General features: G+C 66.6%; 20 protein-coding genes. 7 read left to right on the top strand and 13 right to left on the bottom strand.

Features of this window, described 5'->3' with window-relative positions:
* Positions 1-260: 260 nt before the first annotated feature.
* Genes HS104_13540 through HS104_13555 form a run of 4 tightly spaced genes read right to left on the bottom strand, consistent with a single transcriptional unit; the run spans position 261 to position 4,804 of the window.
* Positions 261-1,190, bottom strand: a complete 930-nt coding sequence (locus HS104_13540) for an NAD(P)-dependent oxidoreductase (GenBank protein ID MBE7480991.1) — start codon at positions 1,188-1,190, stop codon at positions 261-263.
* A gap of 10 nt (positions 1,191-1,200) precedes the next feature.
* Complete coding sequence (gene rfbG / locus HS104_13545) at positions 1,201-2,298, bottom strand: CDP-glucose 4,6-dehydratase (protein ID MBE7480992.1); 1,098 nt, start codon at positions 2,296-2,298, stop codon at positions 1,201-1,203.
* Complete coding sequence (gene rfbF / locus HS104_13550) at positions 2,274-3,059, bottom strand: glucose-1-phosphate cytidylyltransferase (GenBank protein MBE7480993.1); 786 nt, start codon at positions 3,057-3,059, stop codon at positions 2,274-2,276. The genes rfbG and rfbF overlap by 25 nt, the downstream gene beginning before the upstream one ends.
* 2 nt (positions 3,060-3,061) lie before the next feature.
* On the bottom strand, positions 3,062-4,804 hold the full coding sequence (locus HS104_13555) for a carbamoyltransferase (GenBank protein MBE7480994.1): 1,743 nt from the start codon (positions 4,802-4,804) through the stop codon (positions 3,062-3,064).
* A 124-nt stretch (positions 4,805-4,928) separates the two neighbouring features.
* Between HS104_13555 and HS104_13560 the strand changes: the two genes are divergently transcribed.
* The 7 genes from HS104_13560 (at position 4,929) to HS104_13590 (ending at position 13,506) form a co-directional block, all read left to right on the top strand.
* Positions 4,929-6,227, top strand: a complete 1,299-nt coding sequence (locus tag HS104_13560; protein ID MBE7480995.1) for a glycosyltransferase family 4 protein — start codon at positions 4,929-4,931, stop codon at positions 6,225-6,227.
* Complete coding sequence (locus HS104_13565) at positions 6,220-7,749, top strand: undecaprenyl/decaprenyl-phosphate alpha-N-acetylglucosaminyl 1-phosphate transferase (protein ID MBE7480996.1); 1,530 nt, start codon at positions 6,220-6,222, stop codon at positions 7,747-7,749. The genes HS104_13560 and HS104_13565 overlap by 8 nt, the downstream gene beginning before the upstream one ends.
* 25 nt (positions 7,750-7,774) lie before the next feature.
* Positions 7,775-8,530 carry an FkbM family methyltransferase gene (locus HS104_13570; protein ID MBE7480997.1) on the top strand — a complete coding sequence of 252 codons (756 nt, stop codon included), beginning with the start codon at positions 7,775-7,777 and terminating at the stop codon, positions 8,528-8,530.
* 12 nt (positions 8,531-8,542) lie between these two features.
* Positions 8,543-9,556: a hypothetical protein gene (locus tag HS104_13575; GenBank protein ID MBE7480998.1), complete on the top strand. Its 1,014-nt coding sequence runs from the start codon at positions 8,543-8,545 to the stop codon at positions 9,554-9,556.
* A 242-nt stretch (positions 9,557-9,798) separates the two neighbouring features.
* The gene (locus HS104_13580) at positions 9,799-10,998 is read left to right on the top strand and encodes a hypothetical protein (GenBank protein ID MBE7480999.1); all 1,200 of its coding nucleotides are present in this window, start codon (positions 9,799-9,801) and stop codon (positions 10,996-10,998) included.
* Positions 10,999-11,618: 620 nt separating this feature from the next.
* A complete protein-coding gene (gene tnpB / locus HS104_13585) occupies positions 11,619-11,987 on the top strand; it encodes an IS66 family insertion sequence element accessory protein TnpB (GenBank protein MBE7481000.1) in 369 nt (122 codons plus the stop codon).
* A gap of 13 nt (positions 11,988-12,000) precedes the next feature.
* Positions 12,001-13,506: an IS66 family transposase gene (locus tag HS104_13590; protein MBE7481001.1), complete on the top strand. Its 1,506-nt coding sequence runs from the start codon at positions 12,001-12,003 to the stop codon at positions 13,504-13,506.
* 73 nt (positions 13,507-13,579) lie between these two features.
* Here the strand turns inward: HS104_13590 and HS104_13595 are convergent, their stop codons facing one another.
* The 9 genes from HS104_13595 to HS104_13635 all read right to left on the bottom strand — a co-directional run bounded on the left by HS104_13595 (position 13,580) and on the right by HS104_13635 (position 25,316).
* Positions 13,580-14,350, bottom strand: coding sequence for an FkbM family methyltransferase (locus tag HS104_13595; GenBank protein MBE7481002.1), 771 nt, complete (start codon positions 14,348-14,350; stop codon positions 13,580-13,582).
* Positions 14,351-14,401: 51 nt separating this feature from the next.
* Positions 14,402-15,121 carry an FkbM family methyltransferase gene (locus HS104_13600; GenBank protein MBE7481003.1) on the bottom strand — a complete coding sequence of 240 codons (720 nt, stop codon included), beginning with the start codon at positions 15,119-15,121 and terminating at the stop codon, positions 14,402-14,404.
* 11 nt (positions 15,122-15,132) lie between these two features.
* Complete coding sequence (locus tag HS104_13605) at positions 15,133-15,708, bottom strand: methyltransferase domain-containing protein (GenBank protein ID MBE7481004.1); 576 nt, start codon at positions 15,706-15,708, stop codon at positions 15,133-15,135.
* Between the two features lie 46 nt (positions 15,709-15,754).
* Entirely contained in the window at positions 15,755-16,495 is a 741-nt protein-coding gene (locus HS104_13610) for a class I SAM-dependent methyltransferase (GenBank protein MBE7481005.1), read from the bottom strand.
* 54 nt (positions 16,496-16,549) lie between these two features.
* Positions 16,550-17,344 carry a glycosyltransferase gene (locus HS104_13615; GenBank protein MBE7481006.1) on the bottom strand — a complete coding sequence of 265 codons (795 nt, stop codon included), beginning with the start codon at positions 17,342-17,344 and terminating at the stop codon, positions 16,550-16,552.
* Positions 17,341-18,051, bottom strand: coding sequence for an FkbM family methyltransferase (locus HS104_13620; GenBank protein ID MBE7481007.1), 711 nt, complete (start codon positions 18,049-18,051; stop codon positions 17,341-17,343). The genes HS104_13615 and HS104_13620 overlap by 4 nt, the downstream gene beginning before the upstream one ends.
* Before the next feature lie 264 nt (positions 18,052-18,315).
* Complete coding sequence (locus HS104_13625) at positions 18,316-19,740, bottom strand: lipopolysaccharide biosynthesis protein (protein MBE7481008.1); 1,425 nt, start codon at positions 19,738-19,740, stop codon at positions 18,316-18,318.
* Between the two features lie 118 nt (positions 19,741-19,858).
* Positions 19,859-22,603 carry a lipid A core--O-antigen ligase gene (locus tag HS104_13630; protein ID MBE7481009.1) on the bottom strand — a complete coding sequence of 915 codons (2,745 nt, stop codon included), beginning with the start codon at positions 22,601-22,603 and terminating at the stop codon, positions 19,859-19,861.
* On the bottom strand, positions 22,527-25,316 hold the full coding sequence (locus HS104_13635; protein MBE7481010.1) for an FG-GAP repeat protein: 2,790 nt from the start codon (positions 25,314-25,316) through the stop codon (positions 22,527-22,529). The genes HS104_13630 and HS104_13635 overlap by 77 nt, the downstream gene beginning before the upstream one ends.
* Positions 25,317-26,076 lie beyond the last annotated feature (760 nt).

The raw sequence follows: 26,076 nt of genomic DNA on the forward strand, positions 1-26,076 counted from the left end.
GGGCCGAACGTGCCGGGCCAGCCGACCGAGACCTCCGAACCAGGAGAAGCGCTGCGAGCCGGCGATTCTCCAAGGCAACGTGTGCAACGTGTAGCTTGCGTCCGGGGGCGCTGGAGAACACTCCTTCGTTCGGCCGTCCGCCAGCGGGATGCGCTCCACGCAGGCAATGTGCACCTCCCAGCCGGGTCTCTGACCCAGTCGATCGTAGGCGCGACGATGAGGGAGATTGACGCTGGCTTCCGAGAGCACGAGGACGCGAGTCACGCTCCACCTACCAAGGCATCGATGAGTCTGTCCGTTTCCTGGTCGAGATGATCGGACGGCGTGTAGCCGTGGCGCGCCAGCCGCGCGATCGAGTACTCAAATCGCGGCCGCTCCGGACCGCTCGGCTTCACGACCGGTACGCTCCGACCCAGGCGACGGCCGGCGCGCTCGGCCACTCGCGCCGCCAGGGCGGCGACGGTCAGCGTCATGCCGCCCCCGACGTTGTAGAGAGGCTCGCCGACGTCGCCGTCGTCCAAGCCCCCCAGGATCCGTGCCGCTTGAGCCACGTCCTCGACCCAGACGAAGTCGCGATGCTGCGTGCCTGGGGTGGCGAGCTCGATCTGCGTTCCCGTGGCCGCTTGGCGGCAGAGGTCGTTGTGGACGGGAGCGGTGCGGCGCGGGTCTTCCAAGGCAGCGCCGTACACGTTGGCCAGGCGCATGCAGATCGCAAACGGGCGTCCGACGGCGCGGTTCAGCTCCTGGCAGAACGCCTCGCCCACCACGTGCGCCGCGGAATAGGTGTCGACGGGCCAGATGCGCGACTGCTCGTCGACCACGCCAGCAGCCTCAGGACCGTAGACGGACGCAGTCGACGCGAACAGGAAGCGCCTGACGCCCGCCGCCCGGCTCGCCGCCAAGAGCGAACGGGTGGCCAGACCTGAGACCGCCACGGCCGCCGCCGGGTCGGCCGCGCTGGCCGCGGGCGAGAGCGACGCTAGATGCAGCACGACGTCGACACCGAGGGGCAGCTTCTGCAACGCGGCTTCGTCGGTCAGCTCGGTCAGCCTCAGCTCGAACTTCCTGACCCACTCCGCAGCAGGCGGGAGCCGCCGGCCCGAGAGCACAACGCTGGCGCCATGCTGCTTCATGGCTTCCGCGATCCGCCCACCGAGATAGCCAAACGCACCTGTTATGAGCACACGCATGGCGGGTCTCTCAGTGGGAGGAAAGTCGCGCCAGATACGCGTGGATCTGGGCGATCGAGTGCTCCAGCATCGCGCCCTCGGCGCGCCCCTCCGTGAACCAGCGACGATACCAGTCCACGGTCCACTCGACGGACTCTTGCGCGGAAAGCTCGGCGACCCACCCCAGGTAGTCGGCGGCGCGCTCCGAGGCCAGCCTCAACATGCGCGCTTCGTGGGGCTCCGCCCGTTCGGGAGGCGGCACCTCGATGCTGGCTTCGGGCCACGCCGACAGGAACTCCGTGGCCACTTGATGGGCCGTGACGCTGGGTCCGAGCTTGGGGCCGAAATTGAAGGCTTCCGGCACGCGGTGGCGCAACTCTCCGAGCGCGCCCCCCAGTAGTAGATAGCCGCGCAAGGGCTCGAGCACGTGCTGCCAGGGCCGCACGGAGCTGGGGTTTCGAACGAGCAACGGCGCCCCCGCGACGAGCGCCCGAACGCAATCGGGGACCAGGCGATCCGCTGCCCAATCACCGCCGCCAATCACGTTGCCTGCCCGGGCCGTCGCTAGCGCGACGTCCGAGCCCTGCGAGAAGAACGACCGCCGATACGAGTGAGCCACGACCTCCGCGGCGGCTTTGCTGGCGCTGTACGGGTCGTGTCCGCCCAACGGATCGTTCTCACGGTAGGCGAAGTCCCACTCCCTGTTCTCGTAGCACTTGTCGCTCGTGACGACGACGACGGATCGTACGCTCGCGCACTCTCGAACCGCCTCGAGCACCGACACCGTCCCACCGACGTTGACGTCGAATGTTGCCGCCGGCGCCCGGTACGACTCACGCACCAGCGGCTGGGCGGCCAGGTGAAACACGATCTCCGGCCCGAACGCGCGGAACGCAGCGTCAACGGCCGCGCGATCGCGAATGTCGCCTTCGACGTGGTGGATGCGTCGCCCCAGCGCCACGGACGCGAAGTGGCTGGGCGTGGGAGCGGCCAATGCGAACCCGCAGACCTCCGCTCCCAGCTCGCAAAGCCACAAGCCGAGCCAGGAGCCCTTGAACCCCGTGTGCCCAGTGACGAGGACGCGTTTGCCTTGGTAGGCGTGGGTCAAGCCGAGTGCCAGACGCGCCATGGCGGAGACCCCGAATTCCAGAGACTGTTGAGGAGCTCGTAGTCGCGGAACGTGTCCACGCACTGCCAGAAGCCCTCGTGGCGGTAGACTTGGAGGCGCCCGTCCCGAGAGAGCTGCTCGAGGGGAGCTCGCTCGAGGATGCAGTCGTCTGCCGACGACAGGTAGTCGAAGAACGCGGGCTCGAACACGAAGAACCCACCGTTGATCAGGCCACCCGCGGTGGGCGGCTTCTCCGAGAACGAGGTCACGCGGTCTCCCTCCACCGCCAGCTCTCCGAAGCGTCCTGGCGGTCGGACGCCGGTCACCGTCCCGAGCTGGCCATGCGACTCGTGAAAGCGCACCACCGCGTCGAGGTCCACGTCGGAGACGCCGTCGCCGTAGGTGAGGAAGAAGCGTTCGTTACCGACGTAGCGCTGAACACGCTTCACACGCGCCCCCGTCATCGCGTCCGGCCCCGTGTCGGCCAGCGTGATCCGCCAGCCGGACTCGGAGTGCGGGGTGTGGAACTCGATCTGGTCCGCACGACCGAGCGTGATCGTGAAGTCCGAGCTCATCGCCTCGTAGCGAAGGAAGTACTCCTTGATCACGTCGCCTTTGTATCCGAGGCACAGTACGAAATCCGTGATGCCGTGGGCCGCGAACATCTTCATGATGTGCCAGATGATCGGCTTGCCACCGAGCTCGATCATTGGCTTCGGCTTGTGCTCCGTCTCTTCACGCAGACGGGTGCCGCGCCCCCCGCAGAGAATCACCGCCTTCATGCTCAACCCGCCTTCTCCAGCCAGAAGGGGCCGACCCCGAGCGCGTCCATCCGGGTGCGCGCGAAGCAGTCCAGGGCCTGGGTCGGCGTGTGCACGATGGGCTCGTTCTCGTTGAACGAGGTGTTCAGCAACACCGGCACACCCGTCCGGCGTTCGAATGCCGCAATCAAGTCGTAGTAGATCTCGTTCTGGCTCCGTGCGACGGTTTGGACCCTACCCGTGCCGTCTTCGTGCGTGACGGCGGACAGCCTTTCTTTCCACTCCGGTCGCACTTTGTAGACGGCGATCATGAACGGGACCTCGTGCTCGCCTTGAAAGCAAAGCGATACCTTCTCGGCCAGCACCGCCGGCGCGAACGGTCGGAACGGCTCCCTGTTCTTGATGCGCGCGTTCAGCGTGGCTTTCATGTTCGGCCAGCCCGGGTGACACAAGATGCTGCGGTTGCCGAGCGCGCGAGGCCCCCACTCTTCGCGACCCTGGAACCACCCGACGATCTTGCCCTTGGCGAGTGCGTCGGCGGCGGTCTCCACGAGCGCTTCTCGCGTGAGCTTCCTGAAGGCCATACCCGACGCGGCGACGGCGGCTTCCACCTCCGTGTCGTCCCACGCGCGTCCCAGGTACGCATGGTCGAGAGGAGGTGCTCGGCGCGCGCCGAGCTTGGCGTGCAAGACGTAGAGCGCGGCGCCCGCGGCCGTTCCGTCGTCGGACGCGGCCGGGTGGTAGTAGGCCCGGTCGATTACGCGCTCGGTGAGCGCGCGTCCGTTCCCGACCGAATTGAGCGCTGAGCCGCCGGCGAACACGGCGTCGCGGCAGCCCGAGCGGCGGACAGCGTCCTCGATCAGCGCCAGATAGACGTCTTCGAATCTGAGCTGCATCGAGGCGGCCATGTCGCGATCGCGGTCGGAGTATTCCGTGCCTCGCTGGCGCGGCTCGCCGAACAAGTCTCGCATGCGCTCGCCCCAGAGCTGGGGCACCCGGACCTCGTCGTCACCGAGGATCTCGAGACCCGTGGTCGCGTGCTGGTGCTGGAAGTACCGCAGGTTCAGCCGGAGGCCGGCCTTCCGATCGAAGCGCACGACCTGACGGAGCTCACGGGCGTAGCGATTCACCCCGTAGGCCGACAGGCCCATGACCTTGTACTCCTCGCCGAACCGATCGAAGCCGATGAACTGGCACAACCCCGTGTAGTACACGCCCAGCGAATGCGGCCACAGCGTACGCCTGGCGATCCGGATCTCGGTGCCCTGACAGCTCGCCACCATGTTGGTGGCAAAATCACCAGCCCCATCCACGCTGATGCCCGTCGCGCGCTCGAACGGCGAACAATAGAAGGCACTGGCGATGTGGGCGAGGTGGTGCTCCACGTTGTGAAAGCGTGCCTGTACCTCGCTGGCTGAGGCTCCGACTGCGTCAGCCAACGCCGCTGGAGTCATCGACACTTCGCGGTGTACGCGCAGCCGCTTGGCCGCTCGAGGCACGCCCGACGCTGGGTGCCGCAGTACGAAGCCGAGCTTCGCCGCCAAGTTTGCCTTGGGGTCGCGGGCGACGGCGACGTCTGTCACGTCTCGGAGGCTCGCTCCTGCGATCCGCAGCACCTCCCGCACCGCAAGGCTCGGAAACCCTGCACAGTGCTTCTTGCGGTTGATTCGCTCTTCGGCGATGGCGGCGATGATGCCCTCATCGCCTGCCAGTACCGCGGACGAGTCGGCGTGGGCGGAGTTGATCCCAAGAACCAAGCGAGACATCGAGCTCTGACTGAGTTGCAGGCCGGCCGCGGTCATTCGCCGCCGGGGCCACCGCTATAGCCCAAACCGCCGGTCTTGTGGGAGAACTCGGGTGTCCGGGCGAGCTGCGCTAGAGTCGCGCTACATGCGCGTCCTCGCGGTTAATCAGTTCTATCCGCCCGACCATGCGGCGACTGGACAGCTTTTGGGCGAGCTTTGCGCCGACTTGGCCGCCGGCGGCGACGAGGTCACCGTGGTGGCGAGCAGCGGGACGTACCTGGGCGGCCAGAAGCTACCCGGCCGCGACCTGCTCGACGGCGTGCACGTCATTCGGCCCTGGGCAACCAGCTTCGGCAAGGCATCGCGGCGCGGTCGCCTCTCCGACTACTTGAGCTTCTGGGCGACGGCGCTGGGGAGGGCCGCGCGGGTGGCGAGGCCCGATGTCATTCTCGCGCTCACGACTCCGCCCATGATCGCTGCGGGAGTGGTCGCCTTGGGGGTCGCTCGACGGATTCCCGTCACGACCTGGGTGCAGGACGTGTATCCCGAGGTCGCGGCCGCTTTCGGCGTCCTGGACGAACGCGGAGCTCCATATCGCGCGCTGCTGCGCACCGCGGCGGCGACCCACGGGGCGACCTGTCGGGTGGTTGCGCTCTCGGATGGCATGGCAGAACGCCTCGTCGCGCAGGGCGCGCCACGCTCGCGCATTCGCGTGATTCAGAACTGGGCCGACGGGAACCTGATCTTCCCGGTCGAGCACGGCGAGAACCCATTCCGGCAGGCCCACCTGTCCGGCGACTCCTTCCTCGCCATGTACAGCGGGAACTTGGGTGTCGGACACGACATGGCCACCCTGATCGACGCGGCGCGCTTGCTGCGCGAGCGCGACCCCCGCGTCCAACTGGTGTTCGTCGGCGAAGGAGCACGCAAAGCGGAGGCCGAACGCCGCGCCCAAGGACTCGGCAACGTGCGTTTCTTGCCCTACCAGCGCAAGTCGGATCTCCGCTTTAGCCTCGCCGCTGCCGACGTACATCTGGTTTCACTGAACGAAGGGCTCCAAGGGCTCCTGGTGCCGAGCAAGGTCTACGGTGCACTGGCTAGCGGTAGGCCGATCTGCTACGTGGGCCCCGCCAGCTGCGAGGTTGCTCGGGTGGTGGAGAGCCACGGGGTCGGCTTGGCGGTGCGGAATGGCGACTCCGAAGGGCTGGCGTCGGCACTCTCGCGCCTGGCTAACGACCGTGGGCTTTGGGCGGCTATGTGTTTGAAAGCACGGAGTATTTTCTTAGAGCGATTTGACCGACCAGTCGCCGTCGCGCAGTTCCGGCAAGTGCTCTCGGAGGCGGCACAAAGTCAGCCAACACGGGTCGGCTCGGCTGTGCGAATGTTCCGCGCGGCGTTCGCACCGAAACCTCGTACGATCGCCGAGGGTCACGTCGATGCGTAGCTACGTAGCCGCGTTCTTCATTGCGCTCTTGATCGCCGCCGCGCTCACGCCAATCGTGCGCCTCCTGGCGATTCGACTGGGGGCGATGTCGCGACCCGGGGGCCGCCACGTGAACCGGCGCTCGGTCCCACGCCTCGGCGGCATCTCCATCGCGCTGGCGGTCTCTGCACCGGTTGCCGCGCTCTTGTTCTCGGACTCCGGGGTCGCGACAACTATTCAGGGCTCGGCCAAGCTCGCCTACGGGCTGCTCGCAGGTGCCGCGATCATGTGCGTCGTGGGAGCCGTCGATGACACCCGCGGGCTCCGGGCGATGCACAAGCTCATCGCGCAGGTGGCGTGCGCGTTGATTGCCTTCGCTGCCGGCTTCCGCATCGAAGCCATCTCATTGCCTTTCGTGGGCTCGCTCTCGATGGGTATCTTCGCGCTCCCCATCACTGTGGCCTGGATCGTAGGCATTACGAACGCGGTGAACCTCATCGACGGGTTGGATGGCCTTGCCGCTGGGGTGGTGTTCTTCGCGGCGGTGACCAACTTCACGGTCGCGTACATCTCGAGCTCCGTGTTCGTCGCAGTGCTGATGGCCGCGATGATGGGCGCGCTGATCGGCTTCTTGTTCTACAATTTCAACCCCGCCCGAATCTTCATGGGCGACTCGGGCAGCTACTTCCTGGGCTACGTGTTGGCGACGGCATCTCTGGCGGGCGCCGCCCAGAAAGCATCGACGACGGTGTCGCTGTTGGTGCCCGTCGTGGCGCTCGGCGTGCCCATCTTCGACACGCTCTTTTCGGTCGTGCGCCGCTGGCTCGAGCGCCGGCCGCTTTTCTCGCCGGATCGCGGCCACATTCACCACAGGCTGATCGACATGGGTCTCACCCATCGGCGCGCGGTGCTCATCCTCTACGGCGTGAGCATCGTGCTCACGGTCTCTGCGGTCGGCATCTCGCTCGGGCGAAGCTGGGAGGTGGGCGTTGCCCTCTTGGCAGTGACCGTTGTGATGACCGGTCTGATCCGCTCGGTGGGGTACTTCGAATACCTGGTGCTACGGAAGCGGCAGAAGTCTCGGCTGTACGAGCGCCACACCGAGCGCCTGCGTCGCGCCATACCGGAGCTGCCGGCGGCCCTGGCCGCGACCCGAAGCGAAGACGACGTGCTCGGCGAGCTCGCTGCGCTCGCCGAGTCGGCCGAGCTGGGATACGTAGAGGTCCTTCGAAACGGCGCTGCCGGCGAAGAGTGCGCATTCAAGTGGAGTCGAAGCGAGCACGATACGGATCTCCGCGGCCTCGTGTCGGCGCGCTTCCCCATCGGGAGAGACGACAACGCGCGTGCCATCCTGAAGTTCGGATGGCGCCCGGAGACCGAGGAGGTGTCTCCGCAGGACGACGTGCTGCTGCAGCTCGTGACCGACATCGTCGCGTCCAATCTCTCGCGCCTCGCGAGCCCACTGGCTCCGGCTCCGGCCCAAGACGCGGATAGTGCGAACGTCGTTGCCCCTGCTCCCGCGGTGAGAAAGCACGCGACATAGCGCAGCGGTTCGCATGGCCATTCGAATGAGTCGGTTCGTTCCGGGCCAGCTGCGCCAAGCGTTGCGACACGCGGCGCGCGCCGTGATCCCGTCCCTCAGGCACCTTGAGCCGGATCTCCGGCTGAAGAACATGGCGCAGCGGGGGTTTTCGCCAGCTCTCGTGCTCGACATCGGCGCAGCTTCCGGCTCGTGGGCGCGCCTCGCCGCCGGTGTCTGGCCGCACGCGCGCGTCTTCGGCGTCGAGCCGAACGAGGCCAACAGAGCCGCTCTCGAGCGGACCAGAGCAGAGCTGCCATCGTTCGACTACTGGCTCGGCTTGGTGGGGCCCGAGGCCAAGCAGCGCGTGGAGTTTCGCCCCCAGGACGTCGACACCAGCGTGCTCTCCGAGACGGAAGGCGAAGATACGGCAGTAGCGAAGATGCTCACCGTCGACGAGCTCCTCGAACAGCAACGGCTGCCGGCGCCCGATTTCGTCAAGCTCGACGTACAGGGCTACGAGCTCGAAGTCCTGCGCGGAGCATCACGAGCCCTCGAGCAATGCCAGGCAATCCTGCTGGAGGTGAGCTTCAGACGGTTCTGGCGGGGCGCGCCCGTCGCCCACGAAGTGATTGCGTACTTGGTCGAGCGCGGCTTCGTTTGGTACGACGTAGCTGGGATCCTGCGTCTGGCTCCCGAGGACGAGCTCGCGCAGATGGATCTGGTGTTCGTTCGGGTGGGCAATCCCCTGCTCCAAACGAGCCGTTGGCCTTGGCCCGTCGACGCCAGGGCGTCGGGGCGCTAGGCTCCGGCCACTGTGTACCGACGCTCGGACCGCCTGAACCTGGGTGCCCGCCTGGTGGTGCTGGGCGCGCTGGTCGCGCAGGCCTGTTCCATCGAGGAGACCGGCGGTGCTGCCGGGGTCGGGGGCGTGGCCAACACGGGGGGAAGCCTCGGCGGGTTCGCCGGCGCCAGCGGATTCCCGGGCACCGGCGGCGCGGGTGGCGCCAGCAGCGGAGGGGGCGGTGCGGCTGGCTCTGGAGGATTGGCCGGTTCGGGAGGCGTCCACGACGCCGGCGCGGACGACGACTCTGCTCTCGACGCAAGTGATACGTCCGATGCCAAGGTGCCAGTTTCACCGACGGACTTCGCAGGGCTCGCCCTCTGGCTGGACGCTTCGAGCAATGTCTTCGTTTCCAGCGGCGCCGTCCAGGGCTGGCTCGATCAGTCACCCGCCAAGCTCCTTTATTCGCAGACCGACCCAACCAAGCGACCGATTCTGTCGTTCACCGACGGCGGTCCCCCGTTCGTCCAATTCGCTGGCACGGGTGCAACACCCAAGTACCTACTTGGTGATGGCTTCATTGCAGCGACTTCGACAACCATCCTGGTCGTGGCCGCACGCACCCCGCCGGCCCCTACGGACTACCTCGAGCTCCTGGTGAACGGCGTTCCCGGATCGGAATTCCGCGTGGGCTTCTCGGGAGATCCGAGCCTGGGCGATCTCTACTTTGGTGCCAAGGGTTGGGTGCACAAGGCAAAGCTCCTGGCCCTCGACGCCCAACCGCACCTCTTGGTCATCGAGTGGAGTGGCGGCGACCCCGCGCAGCCCTCCTCCTATGCCGCGATGCAGGATGGAACACTCCTGCAAGTCACCTCGACGGGCTTACCGCAATTTGCGCCGCAATCGAGCGGTGTTGCGGCGTTCACAGGTGGGAAGAACCCGTTCAAAGGCGACGTAGGCGAAATTGTCGCCTACTCCGCGCAGTTGAGCCCCACACACCGGTCCGACCTTTCGGCCGCCCTTAAGACCAAGTGGAAACTGCCGTGATGGTATCCGCGACCCATTGACGGCGGGCAGAGAGTGAGCCAATTCTCAGGCTCTCGTCCTGGGACTGCTCGTGCCGCAGGGACGACACTTGGAGGCGGACAAACATGAACGCGAACATTCACAGGTCGTTGCTACTGGTCTCGTTGGTCCTTCCGCTGGTTGGCTGTGGAGGAGCTGACTCCGGCGAGAAGGAACACACTCGGAGTGCGTCCTTCGCCCTGGTTCCATCGGCGCCCACGCTCGTGTCGCCCAGCGGAGTGATCTCGAGCGCCAGTCCGCAGTACGTATGGAACGCCGAGAGTACCGCGACGAGCTACGAGATCTACGTCTACGAGTACGCCACGGCGACGACTCACCACAACAGCACCCTGTCCGCCGCGGCGGCAAACTGCGGTAGCGGAACTGGCCAGTGCGATGTGACCCCCGCGGTGACCCTGCCGAACGGCACTTACACCTGGTGGGTGCGCGGCATCAACGGGGACGGCGCGGGCGCTTGGAGCGCGGACATGTGGTTCACAGTATCCGCGACCGGCGGCGTCGGTACGCCCACTGGGAACATCAGCACCCGCACGCCCACTTACACCTGGGCCTCGGTGGCTGGCGCGATCAACTACCAAGTCTACACGTACAACTACGGCACTTCCACGACTCACTTCAACTCGACGCTCACTGCGGCTCAAGCAGGCTGCGGCGGTGGCGGAACGTGCACGACCACCCAGACGCCGGCGCTGCCCCAGGGTGAGGAGTACTGGTGGGTCCGCGCGGAGACCGCGGGCGGGTGGCAGGCGTGGAGCCCCAACAACTCGTTCACCGTGCTGCCCGTGGCGCCGGCAGACATCATGCTGGTCTCGCCGTACAACTCGCAGGTCTACCCGACGCCGACGTTCATGTGGAACGCGACCTGGGACGTCGACAACTACGAGATCTACATCTACAACTACGACACCGCGACGACGGCGCTGAACCAGGACATCACGCCGGCGGCCGCGGGTTGCTCGGCCGGAACGGGGACCTGCAGCTGGACGGCCTCGACGGCGCTGGCGACGGGCACGGGCTACTACTGGTGGATCCGGCCCAAGAACACCAGCGGCGTTGCCAACTGGAGCATCGGCTATCCGTTCTCGGTGGCCGCGGCTCTGGACGCGCCGACGCTCGTCTCCCCGACGGGCAGCGGCCAGAGCACCCAGCCGACGTACACGTGGAACGAGGTCTCTGGGGCAACCAGCTATCTGGTCTACGTCTACGACTACGGCACCGCGACCACGCACGTCGATACGGAAGTCACCGCGGCAGCGTCTTGTAGCGGCGGGACTTGCTCAACGACGCCGCCGGCAGGCCCTGCCACTCTGGTCTCCGGTCATCAGTACTACTGGTGGGCGGCTGCCAAGAGTGCCACCACCACCAGCGCTTGGAGCTCTCCGCTGATCTTCTACGTGCAGTGACGCACGGCTGAGCGGTGAGACGGGCGCTGGGCAACCAGCGCCCGTCGTTGTCTTTCAGTCCAATGTTACTCTGTTATGCCACGTGCGGCGCTGGCTCCCTGGCGAACCGGCCCGCACGGCCGACTGAGAGCGAGCGTCCGAAGGCGCCCAGTGCTGCGAAGTGCGCGGCACTGTGACCCATCAGCGACACCGGGATGATTTCCGCGGACGTGGCCGCCAGGCTCGGCTTCGACGCGGAGGTCATCAGTGGCAAATGGACGGAAGATCGAGGACGAGGCGGAGGCGCGGCGGTGCCTGCTCGCGGCGAAGCGGAAGGGCCTGAGCGCCGGGGAGTGGGCGCGGGCGCACGACATCGACGGGCGGTCTCTGAACGCGTGGCGGGTGAATCTCGAACGGCGGGGAGCGAGCGCTCAGCCGCGACGGCGAAAGTCGAAGGCGGCAGCGACGGCGCACGCGTTGGTCGAGCTTGTTCCCGCTTCGCCGAGCATCGCCGTGGCCGGGAGGGGCCGGTACGTTCTCGAGGTTGCCAGGGCTCGGGTGGAGTTCGGTGACGACGTTTCGGTCGAGACGCTGCACCGGGTACTCGAGGCTTTGCGCTCGTGCTGAGCCTACCTCCGACGGTGCGCGTGTTCGTGGCGGTGGCCCCACTCGACATGCGCGGCTCCTTCGACGCCCTCGCCGGCGCTGTGCGCGGCCTGGGGCTCGATCCAGTCGATGGCCACCTGTATCTCTTCCTCAACAAGCGCAGGCGGATCGCGAAGGCTCTGTGGTTCGACGGGTCGGGCTGGTGTGTTCTCGCCAAGCGCCTCGAGGCTGGGAGCTTTCAGCTTCCGCTGCTGGACGGCGACAAGCCGCAGGTGGTGATCGACGGCTCGGCGTTCGCCTCGCTGCTGGCTGGGATCGACTTCACAGCGGCGCGGCGCGGCTGGTACCGGCGGCCTCGATTCGAAAAAGCACGCAAGGGGATCGACACGGATCTCCAAGTATGATCTCTACTCGTCTGTGGACGGGCTGGAAGCGCTGCGCAAGGAGAACGCCGAGCTCCGTGCGCAAGTCGCGCAGCTCCTCACCGAGCTGGCACGGCTCAACGATCGCGTCTCGGAGCTGCTCGCGGTAGCGCAGCGCAAGCAGCGAAAGGCTCCTGCTCCCGGCGCTGCAGCGCCAGCCGCTGCCCCGCCCGTCGTCGAGGGAGAAGCCCAGCGTGCTTTCGAGGAGCGGCCCAAGGCCCCGGACAAGCCTGCCGCCGAGCCTCCGCCGAAGAAGAAGGCGAGGCCAACGGGGCGCAAGCCGATCCCCAGCCACCTCGAAGCCGAAGAGCACGAGCTCCGCCCCGATGCGTGCGGCGAGTGCGGCGGAGCTGCCCTGGACGTCGTCGACGAGCTCGTCGAGGAGAAGCTCCACGTCGTCAAGGAACACCAGCGCCGGCGCGTCGTTCGTCGCTACACGTGTCGCTGTCGCGAGTGTGGCGAGCGCACGACGCTGCGCTCTCTGCCTGCCCCTTACGAGCGCTCCAAGGTCACCTGCGAGTGGCTCGCGTGGCTCGTGTACCAGAAGTTCTGGCTGCTCACGCCGCTCGACCGCATCCGGCGCGACCTCGCCGAGCGCGGAGTCCCGATCGCGATGAGCACGCTGGTGACCTTCATCGAGCGCGCTGCCGACCTGCTGTCGGGCATCGACGGTTTGCACTGGAAGCAGCTGCTCGCCGGCTCCTGGATGGCTACCGACGGCACCGGGTTGAAGGTCATCATCAAGAAGCTTCCCGCTGCGCACAACGGTTACGTGGAGCTCTACCGCAACCACGACGTCGCGGTCTTTCAGTACGAGCCCGACAAGAGCGGCGAGGTCGTCGCCGCGAAGCTCAGACCCTTCCGAGGTACCCTCACCGCCGATGCCGAGCATCGCTTCAACGACGTCTTCGCTTCAGGCCGCGTGCTCGAGGCCGGGTGCAACGCCCACGGCCGTCGCAAGTTCCGTGACGCAGAAGACACCCAGCCGGTGCTCGCTCTCGAAGGCGGCGCCTTCCTGGGCGCGATCTACGGCGAAGAGGGAGAGGCGCAGAAGCTCGGCCTGGTCGGAGAGGCGCTCAGAGAACATCGCCAGCGGTGCATTCGCCCCATCGTCCAGGACTTCGAGCGCTGGCGCGACGCCGTCGAGCCGACGCTCTTGCCCTCCGAGCCGCTGGCGGCGGCGATTCGGTACTACAAGAACCATCGGGACGCGCTCTTCCGTTTCGTCGACGACCCGCTGGTCCCCATCGACAACTCTCCCACCGAGCGCGAGTTTCAGAACGTCGCCAAGCTGCGCCTCAACATGCTCTTCGCCGGCAGCACGGAAGGCGCCCACCGTGCTTGCGTGCTCCTCGGCATCATCGCCACCTGTCGAGCTCTAGGTGTCCCTGCGCAGGCCTATCTCACCTGGGCCTTCGAGCGCCTCGGGACCCACCGCGATGTCTTCGCGCTGCCGCTCGAGGCCCTGACCCCCGCCGCGTTCAAGAAGACCCTCGGCTGAGCCCCACGCACGATTCCACCCGCCGCGCATCCCGGCGTCGCTGATCGGTCACGCGGCACTGAACCAGCTAGGATTAGCCCTTGGGTTCCTCAAGGCCATGTTCTGGCCACGGCCATGGGCTACGGTGCAGCACGGGATTCCCTGCCCGGACGAACAGCAGATCCATTTGGGCGAGTTCGTCGTCGGGCTCCAGGCGCAGGATGCCAGCGACGTCGTACCAAACGAATCCTCGCTCCAGCAGGTACATGATTACCTCGTGCGCGACGGGCGCCCCCTTCCAGAACCGTCTGAAGCTGACTTCGATGAGGATGCCCTCGCACCTTGCAAGAACCTTGGGCGCCCCCCGCAGGACTTCTAGCTCGTAGCCCTGGACGTCGAGCTTGAGGAAATCCGGTGAAGCGAGTGCGTGTCGTAAGACGAGTTCGTCTACCGTCAGCATGTCGGCACTCGCGATCTCGGCAGTTGTCGAGTCGGACAATACGCTCGTTCCGACATCTTCAGCGCGGAAGGCGACTTGCTCGCGGACACCTGGCCCGAGCAGGCCAATCCAGTAATTGAACGCGGGCAAGTCGGCCCGCGTCGCGTCGAGCGACAATCTGTTGGTGGCGTTGGGCTCGACACCAAAGATACGGCTTCGCGGCCATACGCCTGCTGCCATGCGCGCCCATGCACCCGATGCGGCGCCCACATCGAGGATGAACGCCGGGGCGAACCCAAGGCGGGCGAGGTTCCCGAGCCGCAGGTCTGGCTCGAGATGCCGCATCGATGGGATCTCAGTGCGAGCAGCGCCCCGCAGCAGGGAGCGCAGCCCTGTCGGCAGCAAACGTCCAAGCCAGGTGGGCATCGCGCCCGGATACTAGCGGCAGCCGCCGATGCGCGGGACAAGAATCGTGCGCTATTGCGGTCTCGAGAAGACGGCGTCCACAAAGACCACTCGCCCCTCCTTCGAATAGGTTTGGTGAAGATTACCAGAGTACCCAAAGCCGGCGTCCCTCATCAGGTGCGCCAACTCGAAGAAATCCGCTTGCCCTTCGTACAGTGGCTCGAGATTCACTTCCAATATGCACGCCGAGCACTCTCTCAGCACGGCAGCAGCTCCGCGCAGGACACGGTCCTCGAAACCTTGCACATCGAGCTTGAGCAAGATGTCTCGCGGCATGTTCACCATGTGTTTCTCCAGGGCACGATCTAGGGTGGTCAAACGCACCTTGGCGAGGCTCTGTGCGACCGTCTGAGGATAGAGCTCATGGGTTCGTGCGGTGGACGGAAGCAAGGATGACGATGGTGTGTGTGCGTCGTGGCGATGGATCTCCACCTCGCCTTCCTCGTCACCCAGTGCAACATTGATGCAGTGCACCCGCCCATGCTGGGTCTCTGCCCAGGCAGAAAGCGCATGGAATGGCCCTTTCAGCGGCTCGAAGCAGTACATCTGCGCCTGGGGGAAGACACTCGACATGTCGCGAGCAAACTGCCCCTCGTTGGCGCCACAATCTATAATGCTGCCAACATTCCTCGAGCGAAGGCCCAAAACCGTCCCCTGCGGTGACTCATGAAGCCGAAGAACGTCGATCCCGAAGACATTGGCGATTCGTCGAATCCTGTTCTGAATGCGCATCTCTCTTACCCCTACATAATCCTAGCCCAAGCTCCGCAGGCGGCGGCGGTCAGCGCGCAGCGACCGCGGCGATGGTCGAGATCAACTCCTCCTCTTGCCGGAGGACCGTGTCCGCGAACGCGCAGCAGCGGCTCGATGTGGTGGAGCACGAGGTTCGCCGTGACCAAGTCGAAAGTCTGGTCAGCGAATGGCAAGTCCGTGGCGCTGGCGATCGCGAACTTCATGTTCGGACGCTTCGCCAGCTCCTCGGCTGCCGCCCAGATCTGCTTCGGCACGGCATCGACCGCCCAGACTTCGGCGGCGCCGCTCTGGGCCATGGCGCCCGCGAGCACGCACTCGCCCGCGCCGATGTCCAGGACCCTCGCGTCCTCGACGATGTGCGCGTCCAGGATGCCCAGCCCCCGCATCATGTGCATGCCCGAGAACCAGAACTCGGCAGCATAGCCACGCTGGCGCTGGCGGTGCTCTTGAACGACTCGCTCGTTCACCGAGTAGTAGGCGAACTCGCTCTCAGCTGACCACGCCTGACGCCCGCCCAGGATCTTTCCGATGTTTGCGAGCCATTGTCGCGCCTGCTTTATTCGCATTCGCGGTCTCCTGTAGCCGTCCTGGTCGAACGAGCGCGCGGATGCGTCACGGGTGTCGCACCTGCTGCTGCACCAGTGACGGCACCAACATGTCGTTGTCGATTGGAGCGCGAGAAGCGATGAACACCGCGCGAGACAGCTCGTTCTGGTGCTTGTCCGGTGCCGACCAGTCGAGCGGGAACTCGTCGTGGTTCGGCTGCGTCTTCGGCACGTAGACGTGCGCGAACAGGCTCTTCAGCTTGTCGAACAACCAGGGGCGCGTGGGACGGCAGCCCTGTCCCGAGAACGCCTGCGTCCGGTTGGCGATGTCCTCGCCGACGATGTTGATCGCATGCTCGTCGCCGAACGAGACGCAGGTTTCCAGAAAGAGCATCTTCGAGCAGGACTCGCCCATGAATTCCAGCGCCCGCTCTGGATGGCCCAGATGGTAGAGCAACCCGTAGCAGTGCACGACATCGAAGCGCCCTTCCCCCACGGGCTTGGGGTCTTCCATGTCGAGGAATCGAATCTGTTGCCCCGGGTACCGTTCGCGCAGGTAGTCCAAGTTGTCCCAGCGCGCCTCGGTGATCGTCACCTTGCAGCCGCGGTCCGTGAAGTAGTGCGTGTGGTCCCCGATGCCGGCACCGACCTCCAACACGGTACTACCGGCGACGGGGATTCGCAGGCTCGCGAGGTGTTCGAGGCGACGCGCGTTGTGCCTCAAGTAATGGGGCGAGTGGAAATGCGAGGGCGTCGGCGCCGCCCGGACCAGATCGAAACCCGCCTTCCGAATCGCACTGCGCAACATGACCTTCAGCTGACCTTGCATCTCTCCTCCGCTCTGACTCTCAGCTTTCGAGCATCAATACCTGCGACGCGCCAGCGCGCGTGCCATGGCGAACCCCACCGGCCGAAACGCCGTGTTCATTAGCTTGCCCACGGCCCGGGGCGGGAAATGAAACCCCGCCCGAGCAATCTCCGCGAAATATCCGCTCTGGTCGTGGGAAGCGTTGGACTCGTGGAGCCGAAATCCGGCCAGCACCGTTGGGATGGTGTGGAGCTCGGTGAGCTTCGCGAGCTCCACCCAGAGCATGAAGTCTCCCGCGAGCCGCTGCGCACGGATCCGCTCGACCCGCCTCGGCGGCACGCGCTCGAGCACGCCGCGACCGAAGAACGTGCTCTCTTGCTGGAGGAAGCCAAGCGCCTTGCCGTGAAACAGCCCAGCGCGGAGCAGCGCCCGGGGATACCAACGCGGGATCCCCACGCTCTTCAGGCGCCCGCGCTCGTCCCAGAACGCGGGCGTCCCGGTGACCCACTCGGCGCCCGTCTTCTGCATGTAGCTCGACACGACGTCGAACGCCCAGGGCATCAACATGTCGTCAGCATTGATCCAGTAGCAGACCTCCCCGGTGCCCCGCTCGAACCCGCGAAACACGCCGTCGTACATGCCGCGGTCTCTCTCGGAGACGACGCGGATGCGCGGGTCACCCCGAGCCGCGTCAAGCGCCACATCGACGGTGTCGTCCTTGGACCCGCCGTCCATCACGAAGTACTCCCAGTCTTCGAAGCTCTGCGCGCGCACGGACGCGATCGTCTGCCCGACGAACGTCGCCCCGTTCATCACGGGCGTCACCACGGTGAAGCGGGGGCGCGTCATGCTCGGTCCGCGCCCACGACCGACCCGCGTTCCCCGGGCACGAACACCAAGTTGTCGTACTCGTACTTTTCGCGTCGCTGGTGCGGCGCGAGGGCGTTTTCCCGCCACTCGAACGGGGTGTATCCGAGCCGCGCCATCTCGTCGATGATCTCCAGGGTGCTCCGCGCTCCTGCGACGTCCATGTCGCCGATCTCGAGAGTCACGAGAGGGCGGGCGCGGGTCAATATGCCCCTGGCACCCTCGATGACCTGGTACTCGGCGCTCTCGGCGTCGACCTTCAAGAGGTCGGGGGGCCTGTTCCCACGCGCGACGTAGTCGTCGAGCGTCGTCGTCCTGACGGGCACCAGCGAGTGTTGTGCGGCCCGCGCCGCCTCGGATCGCGGCTGGAACAGCGAATTCAACGAGCTGTGCGCACCTCCCATGTCCTGCAGCTCGAGCCTCACGTCCGACGCGTTCCAGACCGCGAGCGGATTCGTGCGAACGTTCCGCGCGCGAACGGACCCGAGGTTCTGGCCAAGAATGCGGTAGGTGGACGGCGTCGGCTCGAACGAGTGGATCTCTCCCGTCGAGCCGACCAGCAAGCTGGCCAGGAGGGTGAAATAGCCGTAGTGCGCTCCCACGTCGTAGAAGCAAGCACCCTCCGCCAAGTAGGCCAGCAAAACCCCGGTGAGCCCCTCTTCGAAGATGCCGTATCGCACCAGCGCCATGGAGACGGACTCGGGCGCGGTAACGCGAAGCCGAGGACCATAGAACACCCGTGCACGCATCGGTAGGGCGAGACCTGGCCGGCGCGCGGCGATCCGCCCAAGGACATAGGCCGACTCTCGCTCGGGCGCGCTTCGCAAGAGCGAGGCGCGCGGCTGCCCCACCCGCTCCAGGCAACGGTAGTAGTCGTGCCAGAGCCGCGCGCGCTTCGAATCCACCGGCGTTCGTTCCATCGTTCGTCCCATTCCGCTCTCCGGCAGTCCGGTCTATACAACGTGTCGGGGCCGGAGACGTGCCCCAACCTCCAGGGCGCGTTCCTTGACATCGGCCCAGGTCGCCGGCGCCAGCCAGCGGAGCAGAAGCGCATAGACCGGCACGGAGAAGGCTGAGATGCCGAGGAGGGCTGGGATGTTCGCGACGCCCGGCCGATCCAGGACCCACCAGGGAGGAAGCATCGCCAGACCGGTGGCCGTCAGCGGGGGCCAGTAGACCTGCCAGACGTGCCGTAACGTGCCACCGTGTCGGCGGATGCTGAGCAACTTTTGTATGGGCGCGGACACGGCTAGGGCGAACGCGACGCCCCAGGCCGCGCCGACGGCGCCCCAGTATTTCGCGCCGACCACCACCGCCAAGAGGACGCACGCGGTGTACCCCGAATAGAACAACAGGAGCTCGCGGAACCGCCCCTTGGACCTCAGGAATGCGTCGGCTGCGATGGCTGCGATGCGAAGCGCCCAGCCCACGCTGAGGATCTGCAGCACCGGCACCGCTGGCTCCCACTCGGAACGGAAGAATGCCCTGATGAACGGTCCGGCGACGGCCGCCTGGATGGCACACGCTGGAATGCCGATCGCGTTGATCAAGCGCGACGCGCGCAGGTAGGAATGCAGGACCCGCTCGCCCTGATCGCCGATGTGGACGAAGGCCGGGAGCAAGACGTACGACAGGTTCGACACCGCCAACATCAGCGCCTGCGTAGACAGATTGTAGGCGAAGTAGTACACGCCGACGACCTGCGCGCTGTGGAAGAGGCCGAGCACGGCGTAGTCCGCCCGGCTGGCGACGGTCACAACGAGCCCTGTCGCCACGAGCAGGGCGCTGTCGCCGAGGAGGCTCCGGTACGCTTCCCACGTGCCGCGCGCGCGAACGGGTGGGCGGCAAGCCGTCCAGAGCGCGACTAGCTCGAGCAGAGCGATGGCCGGCCGCGGAATCACCATGCTGTAGGCTCCGAACCCGAGCGCGGCGAGGCCGACGGTCAGCACTGCCGTCGCCACCGCCACGATGAAGCGGAGCCTGGCGAGAAAGCGGAAGGACATGTCCATCTGCAGCCTCGCGCGGGGCACGATGGAAAACGCCTGAATCGGCAGCGCAGACGCCAAGAGCACGATGAGCCAGACCAGATCGGGGCGCCGATACACGCGCGCCGCTATTGGCGCCGCGGCGAGCATGATGACGCATGCAACTCCGCTCATGAGCAAGGCCAGGCGAAACGCCGGTCCCGCCCAGCGGTCGAAGTCGGCTCGATGCCGTACGAGCACCTCGTTCAAGCCTGCGTCTTGCAGCACGGTCACGAGCGCCGTGACCGTGTAGGCGAGGCCGATCACGCCGAATGCGTCGGGGCTGAGCAGCCACGCGAGCGCGAAGTGCGTCGCAGTGCCCAGCACCTTCGACACGACGGCCTGGACGCCCATCGCCGCAAACCCATGGCTCGCCCGCTGGGTCAGGGACGGTTCCGGGGACGCCGTTGGCGCCGGCCTCGTGTCGTCGCGTTCACCCGGGCTCACTCGGCGATCTCCGCGCGGCCGAGACTCATGGCGTTGGCAGCTCCATTGCACGCAGGAAGAGCTGCTTGCGCTGCTCCTCGACCCGCCGCGCGAGGCCCGGATCTCCAACGCCTGCGCGCTGCGCCTTCTCAATCGCGGTCATGGCCCGCGTGGCCTGGCCAGCCCTGCTGGCAGCGTCGGCCAGCTTCAGCCACAGGCCCACGGTACTGACCCGCTGGGCAGCCGTTGCGTAGTGGTCCGCCGCTGCGGCCCATTCCTGGCGCCCGCTGAGCACGTCGCCGACGAGAGAATGGGCATCAGCGCAGGTCTCCGCTTGCGAACAAGCCGTGCCAGTGTAGGCGCGGATCGCCGCCCCGAGCTCCGTCGCCGGAACCGCCGCAGCCGCGGCGCGGAGCCGCGCCGCCAGGCAGGGCAGAGGCCCCCGGCAGGTAGCACACGCCACCGCGAGGCCACGCTCCGCGTCTTGCGCACGGCCCCGCAGCACGAGCGCGCGGCCTTTCAGGATGGGCGCGTCACACGACCGCGGATCGACCCGCGCAGCGGTCTCCGCGAGCCCCTCGACGAGGGTCAAGCAGTCGGCTCGCTGGGACTCAGTGCATGGCGCCGCACCGACTTCGGCGCGGTCGAGGCGGTCGAAGCCCTTGGCCACTACCGCGGGCGCAAAATCGCGCTGCCTGTCGAGCGCCGCGTCGAATAGCTGGCTGCGCAACTCGAAATCTGACGCGGGGACGAACTTCCCGCACCAGTAGAAGAACTGCGCGCCAATGTTGCCCTCCGGCGCAGCGCGGTCGAGCTCTTCGGGCTCCCGGCTCCAGCGCACTGCGAGCTGCGCAGCGTAGCCGACCAGATCCTTGTCAGCCTCGAGCGCAATTCGCATCTCCATGAACGCCTGCAGCTTCGCCCCTCGCGCCGCGAGGATCTCGGCCAGCACGAAGTGTGCTCGGGCGTTGGTCGGGTCCCTCTCCAGAGCTCGGGCGATCCAGGGAAGCGCGTCCGCTCCGCGCACGCGTCTTGCGGCGATCGCGCCGAGCAAAGGGAAATGAGGGTCCGCGGGATGCCGCCGCATGGCCTGCGCTAGGCGGCGGTGAAACGCATGCAGCGAGTCTGGGTCTGAAATGGGCTTCGCGTTCAGGGCCGCGCCGAGCTCGGTGCGCTCCGACGCTGCAGAGTGGGTGGGCCCGAGCAGCACCGCCAGCACCGCAACCGCGCCTGTCCCAGCAACCGCCACCGCGGGCAGCCGGCGCCGAAGGCGCGAGCTCGGGTCCGTCGCGTTCGACGGCGCAGCCGCGCGCGCTGGCGTCCACAGCGAGCCGAGCGCGGCCGAGAGCGCAATCATCACTGCTGGGACCTCGAGCGCCAAGTCCGCGAGGTTCTGGAGCAGCACGACGAGGACGCCCACGATCGCCGCCACCGCGGCCCTGTTCGTACGCAGCCTGAGGCGGGCGGGACGGAAGTGCCAAACGAATAGCGCCAAGGCGAGCGCGGCGACGAGCAAACCCCATTCGGCCACCCACTGCACGACGAAATTCTCCGGATGGCTGTAGAGCACCCGGCCTCCTCGGGAGTTGTACGCCGGGAATACGGTCTCGAACGCGCCGCGCCCGACGCCTAGCCACAGGTGGTCCGAAAGCAACGGCTTCGACCAACCGAGCAAGCGCAGTTTCTCGGCGCTCGTATCGCCAAGCTCCTGCCAGGTTGCCTCACTGGCGCCGAGGATGGCCAGGAGCGCGCCACCGGCGACTGCCAGCGCGATGCCAGCAGCGCGGCGACGACCGCCGACGGCCTTGGCCTGATTGCCCCGGAAGACCCGCACCGCCACCGCCAGCGCAATCGCGCCCAAGCCGAGGCCGAGCACCCCACCGCGCGAAGCAGCGAGGAGCGACACAGCAACGACGACGGCAATCCCGGCGAACACCCAGCCGTCGGGTGGAAGCGGTCGCTCGGCGCGAGAGGAGCGGTGCGTCAGCAGAAACCCCATGCCGCATAGCGCGCCTAGGTTCAGGTACCCGGACAGGTTGTTGGGGTTCAGGAGCGGCGCAATGCCCCAGCGAGGCACCGCAGCCCTGGGGACGTAGACTCCGAAGTAGGCCTTGGCGCCGATTACACCGTGGATCACGGTCACGAGAGACACGACCACCGCGGCGGCGAAGACCAACAGAGGGCCCCAGTTGCGCCCGTTGCGCCGCCCAACGGTGTAGGCCAGAGTGAACACCGCGGCGTAGGTCACCCATTTCAGCGCTTCGACCGCGGAGGCACCCGGGTCGAGGGAGATCGATGCCAGCCTGGGCGCCGCCACCTCGAGCGGCTTGAGGGCACGCACCCAGATGTCTGCGTTGTGCGGCGCAATAGCGCCCAGGAGCTTCGTGGGCAGTGGGATCGCCTGGGCGGCGCTCCACGCGGCTAGCCCGAGCAAGACAAGCGCCGGCGACGGCAGCTCCGGGCCCTCTCGTCGATGGCTCCAGAGCACCCAGGCCGTGGCGGCGACCGTGGCGAGCGCCACGACCACCAGCACCGAAGTGTGCACCGTGCCCACCGCCAGCACCGACCCCATCACGACCGCTGCCAGCGCTGCGGGGGCGTATGGGCTCACCGAGTGCCGACGGTCGTGATCCATTTCGCGGGTGGCCCGCACCCGCGAACGCATCGGCGGGAGGCGAGTGCTCAGGTTCGTCGAGTGCGCGAGGCGGCGCCGATCACCAGAGGATCCAAATTCTGCCGGGGTTGGTGGCGAACTTATTGGTCTCACCGATGGCAATATCGGCAAAACCATCCCCGTCCATGTCCTTGATGGCGTTGCTGAGCGGTGACGCTCCGCCCGCCGTCAGCGCGGCCGGAGTCGGAAGCGCGATATCGGCGACGCTGACCACGTCAACGGTGCCGCCCGCCGCTGCCTGGGCGGACTCCCCGCTGACGAAGTAGATCTTCGGCTTCGCACCGTTCTCGGTCAGCGACCCAATAACGACGTCGCCCATCGGTCCGTTGATGAAGTTGCCGACGACCGCCGTGCCGGAGAACCCGCTGCCCAGCGTCATGTACCCAAAGGCGTCGAGGATGTTTGTCGCAGCCGAGTTCGAGTAGGTCGCGTGGCCGGCGCCGGGCGGGGTCGGCAAGCCAAACGGGTTGTTGGCGCCACCCAAGAAAATGTGGGCGCGCTGCGGCGCCGAGCCGGTGTACGAGGGCTCCCCCGCCGTGATCGCGGGCCCGCTCGCAGTGACTCCGAGGAGCTTGAGGGACGTACCGAGACGCCCTTGCCCGGGCGTTCCGTAGCTGGAGTCCGCGGCGGACGCCGCGATGAACCCGCTCGGAGCCGCCTGCCCTTTGAATGCGAACAGCTTGTTGGCCTCAGGGCCGGCGGAAGCCACTACCAGCGACTTCCCCGCTCCCGTGTAGAGCTGACCCGCTCCCAGGACCGATTCTCCGAACCAGGCGAACTTCGTTGGCAGGGGATTCGGGCCCTCGATTCCGATGGCCCGGGTCCCGAAGTCCTCCTTGGTCACTGTTCCACCGAGACTGACGGTGGCCGGGAAAGTCTGCCCACTGGCCACACCGCGAACGATGACGACCATGCCATAGCCGCCGTCGTAGCGCGGGGCACCGATGGCGAAGTCGTCGTTCCCGTCGTTATCGAAGTCGCCCAGGCGCGCCACCGACCAGCCGAACTGCGAACCGGCCCACTTCGCGTTAGATGCCACCACCGGCGTCACGACATAGTCGGCAAGCGGAACCACCGCGGGCCACGTGTCGCGTCCCTTGTAGATGTAGACCTTTCCAGTTCCGTCGAACGGGGCGCCGACCGCGATGTCCTCTTTGCCGTCGTGATCGATGTCACCGATGAACGCCACCGAGGAGCCGAAGTCGGCGGTGCCACCAGCCAAACGAACACTGGGAGTGTTCGCATAACCGGACGCCGCTCCGAAGTAGATGTACGCCGACGCGCCAGCGACGGTGCCCACCACCAGGTCCGAAAGCTGGTCGCCGTTGACGCTGGCGAACCCGTCCAGCGCGAAGCCGAATCCGTGTTGGTTCGCCATGCCATTCGGGTTATCCAAGACCAGCGAGTTGAAGGTCGCTTTGGTCGCCGCAGACGTTGCCAGGAAAGCGCCCTGGTTCCCGGCGGCGTCCGTGGCGGCTACGGCGAAGTAGTAGGTGGTCTCGATCAGCTGATCCGCAATGTCTATGCCGTCAGCGGCGCCCGGCGCCGCGGGCGCGCCGGTGTACGGAACGTCGACGGCGGCGTCGAACTGCGCCTGCGTGGTGATTGGGTTCTTCGAGACGCGAACCTTGTAGCCGCCTGCCGCTTGACCGCCGTCCGACGGCGCGGTCCAGGCCAGGTGGAAGGTCGTTTGGCGGCGACTTTTCACGCTGGCGACCAGTGCTGCCGGAGCACCCGGGACTACCGTGTCGACTGGAACGGTGATGATGGCGGTGCCCACTCCTTTGCCAGCGACATTGTTGGTCTCGGCCTTGAGCTGCACGGGGGCGGTCGCGTCAGCGATGGTCACGTTCGAGAGGGTCGCAGCGCCCGTTCCGTCGATTGTCACCGTGCCGCTCGGCAGCGGCGTGCCGTTGACCGAGAACGTGACTTGGCACGGACAGGCCGGGTTTCCAGCCAGATCCGTCTGCACCTTCAGCGTTCCCTGCCACCCTGGGGTCGAAGCGTCAGCGTCAGCCGTGGGATTGCCCGCGACGGAGTTCAGCTTGGAGGTCGCCGTGGGCGTGGTCCACGAAATGACCGGAGGACTCCCCACGGTCACCTGACAGGCACCTGGGAGCACCCCCGTATTGCCGGACGGTTCTTTGACGCTCGCGGTGACGGCGCTCACTCCCAACGGAAACTGCACGGCGCTGACCTGAGTGAGGTTGCCAGCGATGAGGGTCGTCCCCTGGTAGTTGACCCCGGATTGTCCTTGCGGGGTCACCGTGAGAGTCACGGGCACGAGCTGCGTGTTCAAGAACACATCCTCGATGACCGCGGAGCTCCCGATGTAGCTCTTGCCGCACAAGTCCACTGGAGTCTTCACGCTCAAGGTGGGCAGAATCGAATCGACCCAGACGTCCACGAGAGGGCTCTGTCCGGTCTCGCCGCTGGCGGTCACGTCGACCCGCAGCTCGGTCGCGGTCTTCAGCGCGAAAGTGGCGGCGTCGAAAGCACTCTCGTCGAGTGTGGCGTTGGTGAACTTCGCAACGAATCCGAGCCCATTGGGACAGCCGTCGCTAGTGGTCGCTGCAGTGAAGGTCGTCGTGGTCGCCTTCTGCTGGAGTGCGCCGCCCTTCATGCCCACGAAGAGGGCGGCGGTTCCGCTCGACTGATCGGTGCACGCGGTCACGGTGTACTGCGCACCTGGAGCCGCGGCGTCGAGATCTTTGCGCTTCGACGTGGCTGAGGCGGCCAAGATGTGTGTGTCGACGTCGTTACCAGTACCGTCAACCGGATCAACGATCTGAACGGACGGCGTGGTCGATGTGCACGTGACGCCTTGCACCGTCTGCTTGGTCGGGTTTCCCGCGTCATCGAGAAGCGTGACGTTGAGGTCGAAGGGCGCACCACCGGGGCAGTCGAAGACGACGCATGCGCCGTCGCCGCCGCTCGCGCCTCCGCCCTTCGTCGCAGGCGCGGACGTCGGCGACGAAGTGCCCACCGCAGCTCGGAAGTTCGCCTGACCCGGGCCGAGGCTCGCCGGGAGATCCAGAGCGTCCGCCGAGGTCGTCGCGCCGCAGACCTTGATCTGCAGCCCTGCTTTGACTGCGTCGGCGTCGTCATTCGGCCCAAAATGGGCGCCGTCCGACAAGTTGACCGTCAAGTTGGGTGGGGTGGTGTCGACGGTGTACGTCTTGTCTGCCGACTGGGTCACGACCCCGGACGTCGTCTTGCACCTGGCGAAGGCTTTGTGATCACCGTCCGGCGTCAGTGTCACAGCCGGGAAGTCCGCCACTCCGCCCGCGGCGGGAGCGACCAAGCCGATGGTCGCGCCATCGACGTAGAGCTCGACTTGGTTGGCGTTCGTCGTAACCTTGAACGGAGTCTGGTACGGCGCGCCATCCGCGCTGGCCCGGTCGCCACCGTTTGCAAGGGGCACCCCATTGAGCTTGGGGTGAGTTGCGGTGATGTCCGGGACGGCAACCTCGCAAGTGGGAAGGCCTCCGCACGTGACCGTCACTGAGATCGACCCGTTGCAGGATGGATCCGTGCCAACGCTGACCTCCAGCGTGGTGTCCGCATTTGGGTCGAGAGCGACACCCGTA

The organism is Polyangiaceae bacterium (assembly GCA_015075635.1).
Taxonomy (GTDB): domain Bacteria; phylum Myxococcota_A; class Polyangia; order Polyangiales; family Polyangiaceae; genus JADJKB01.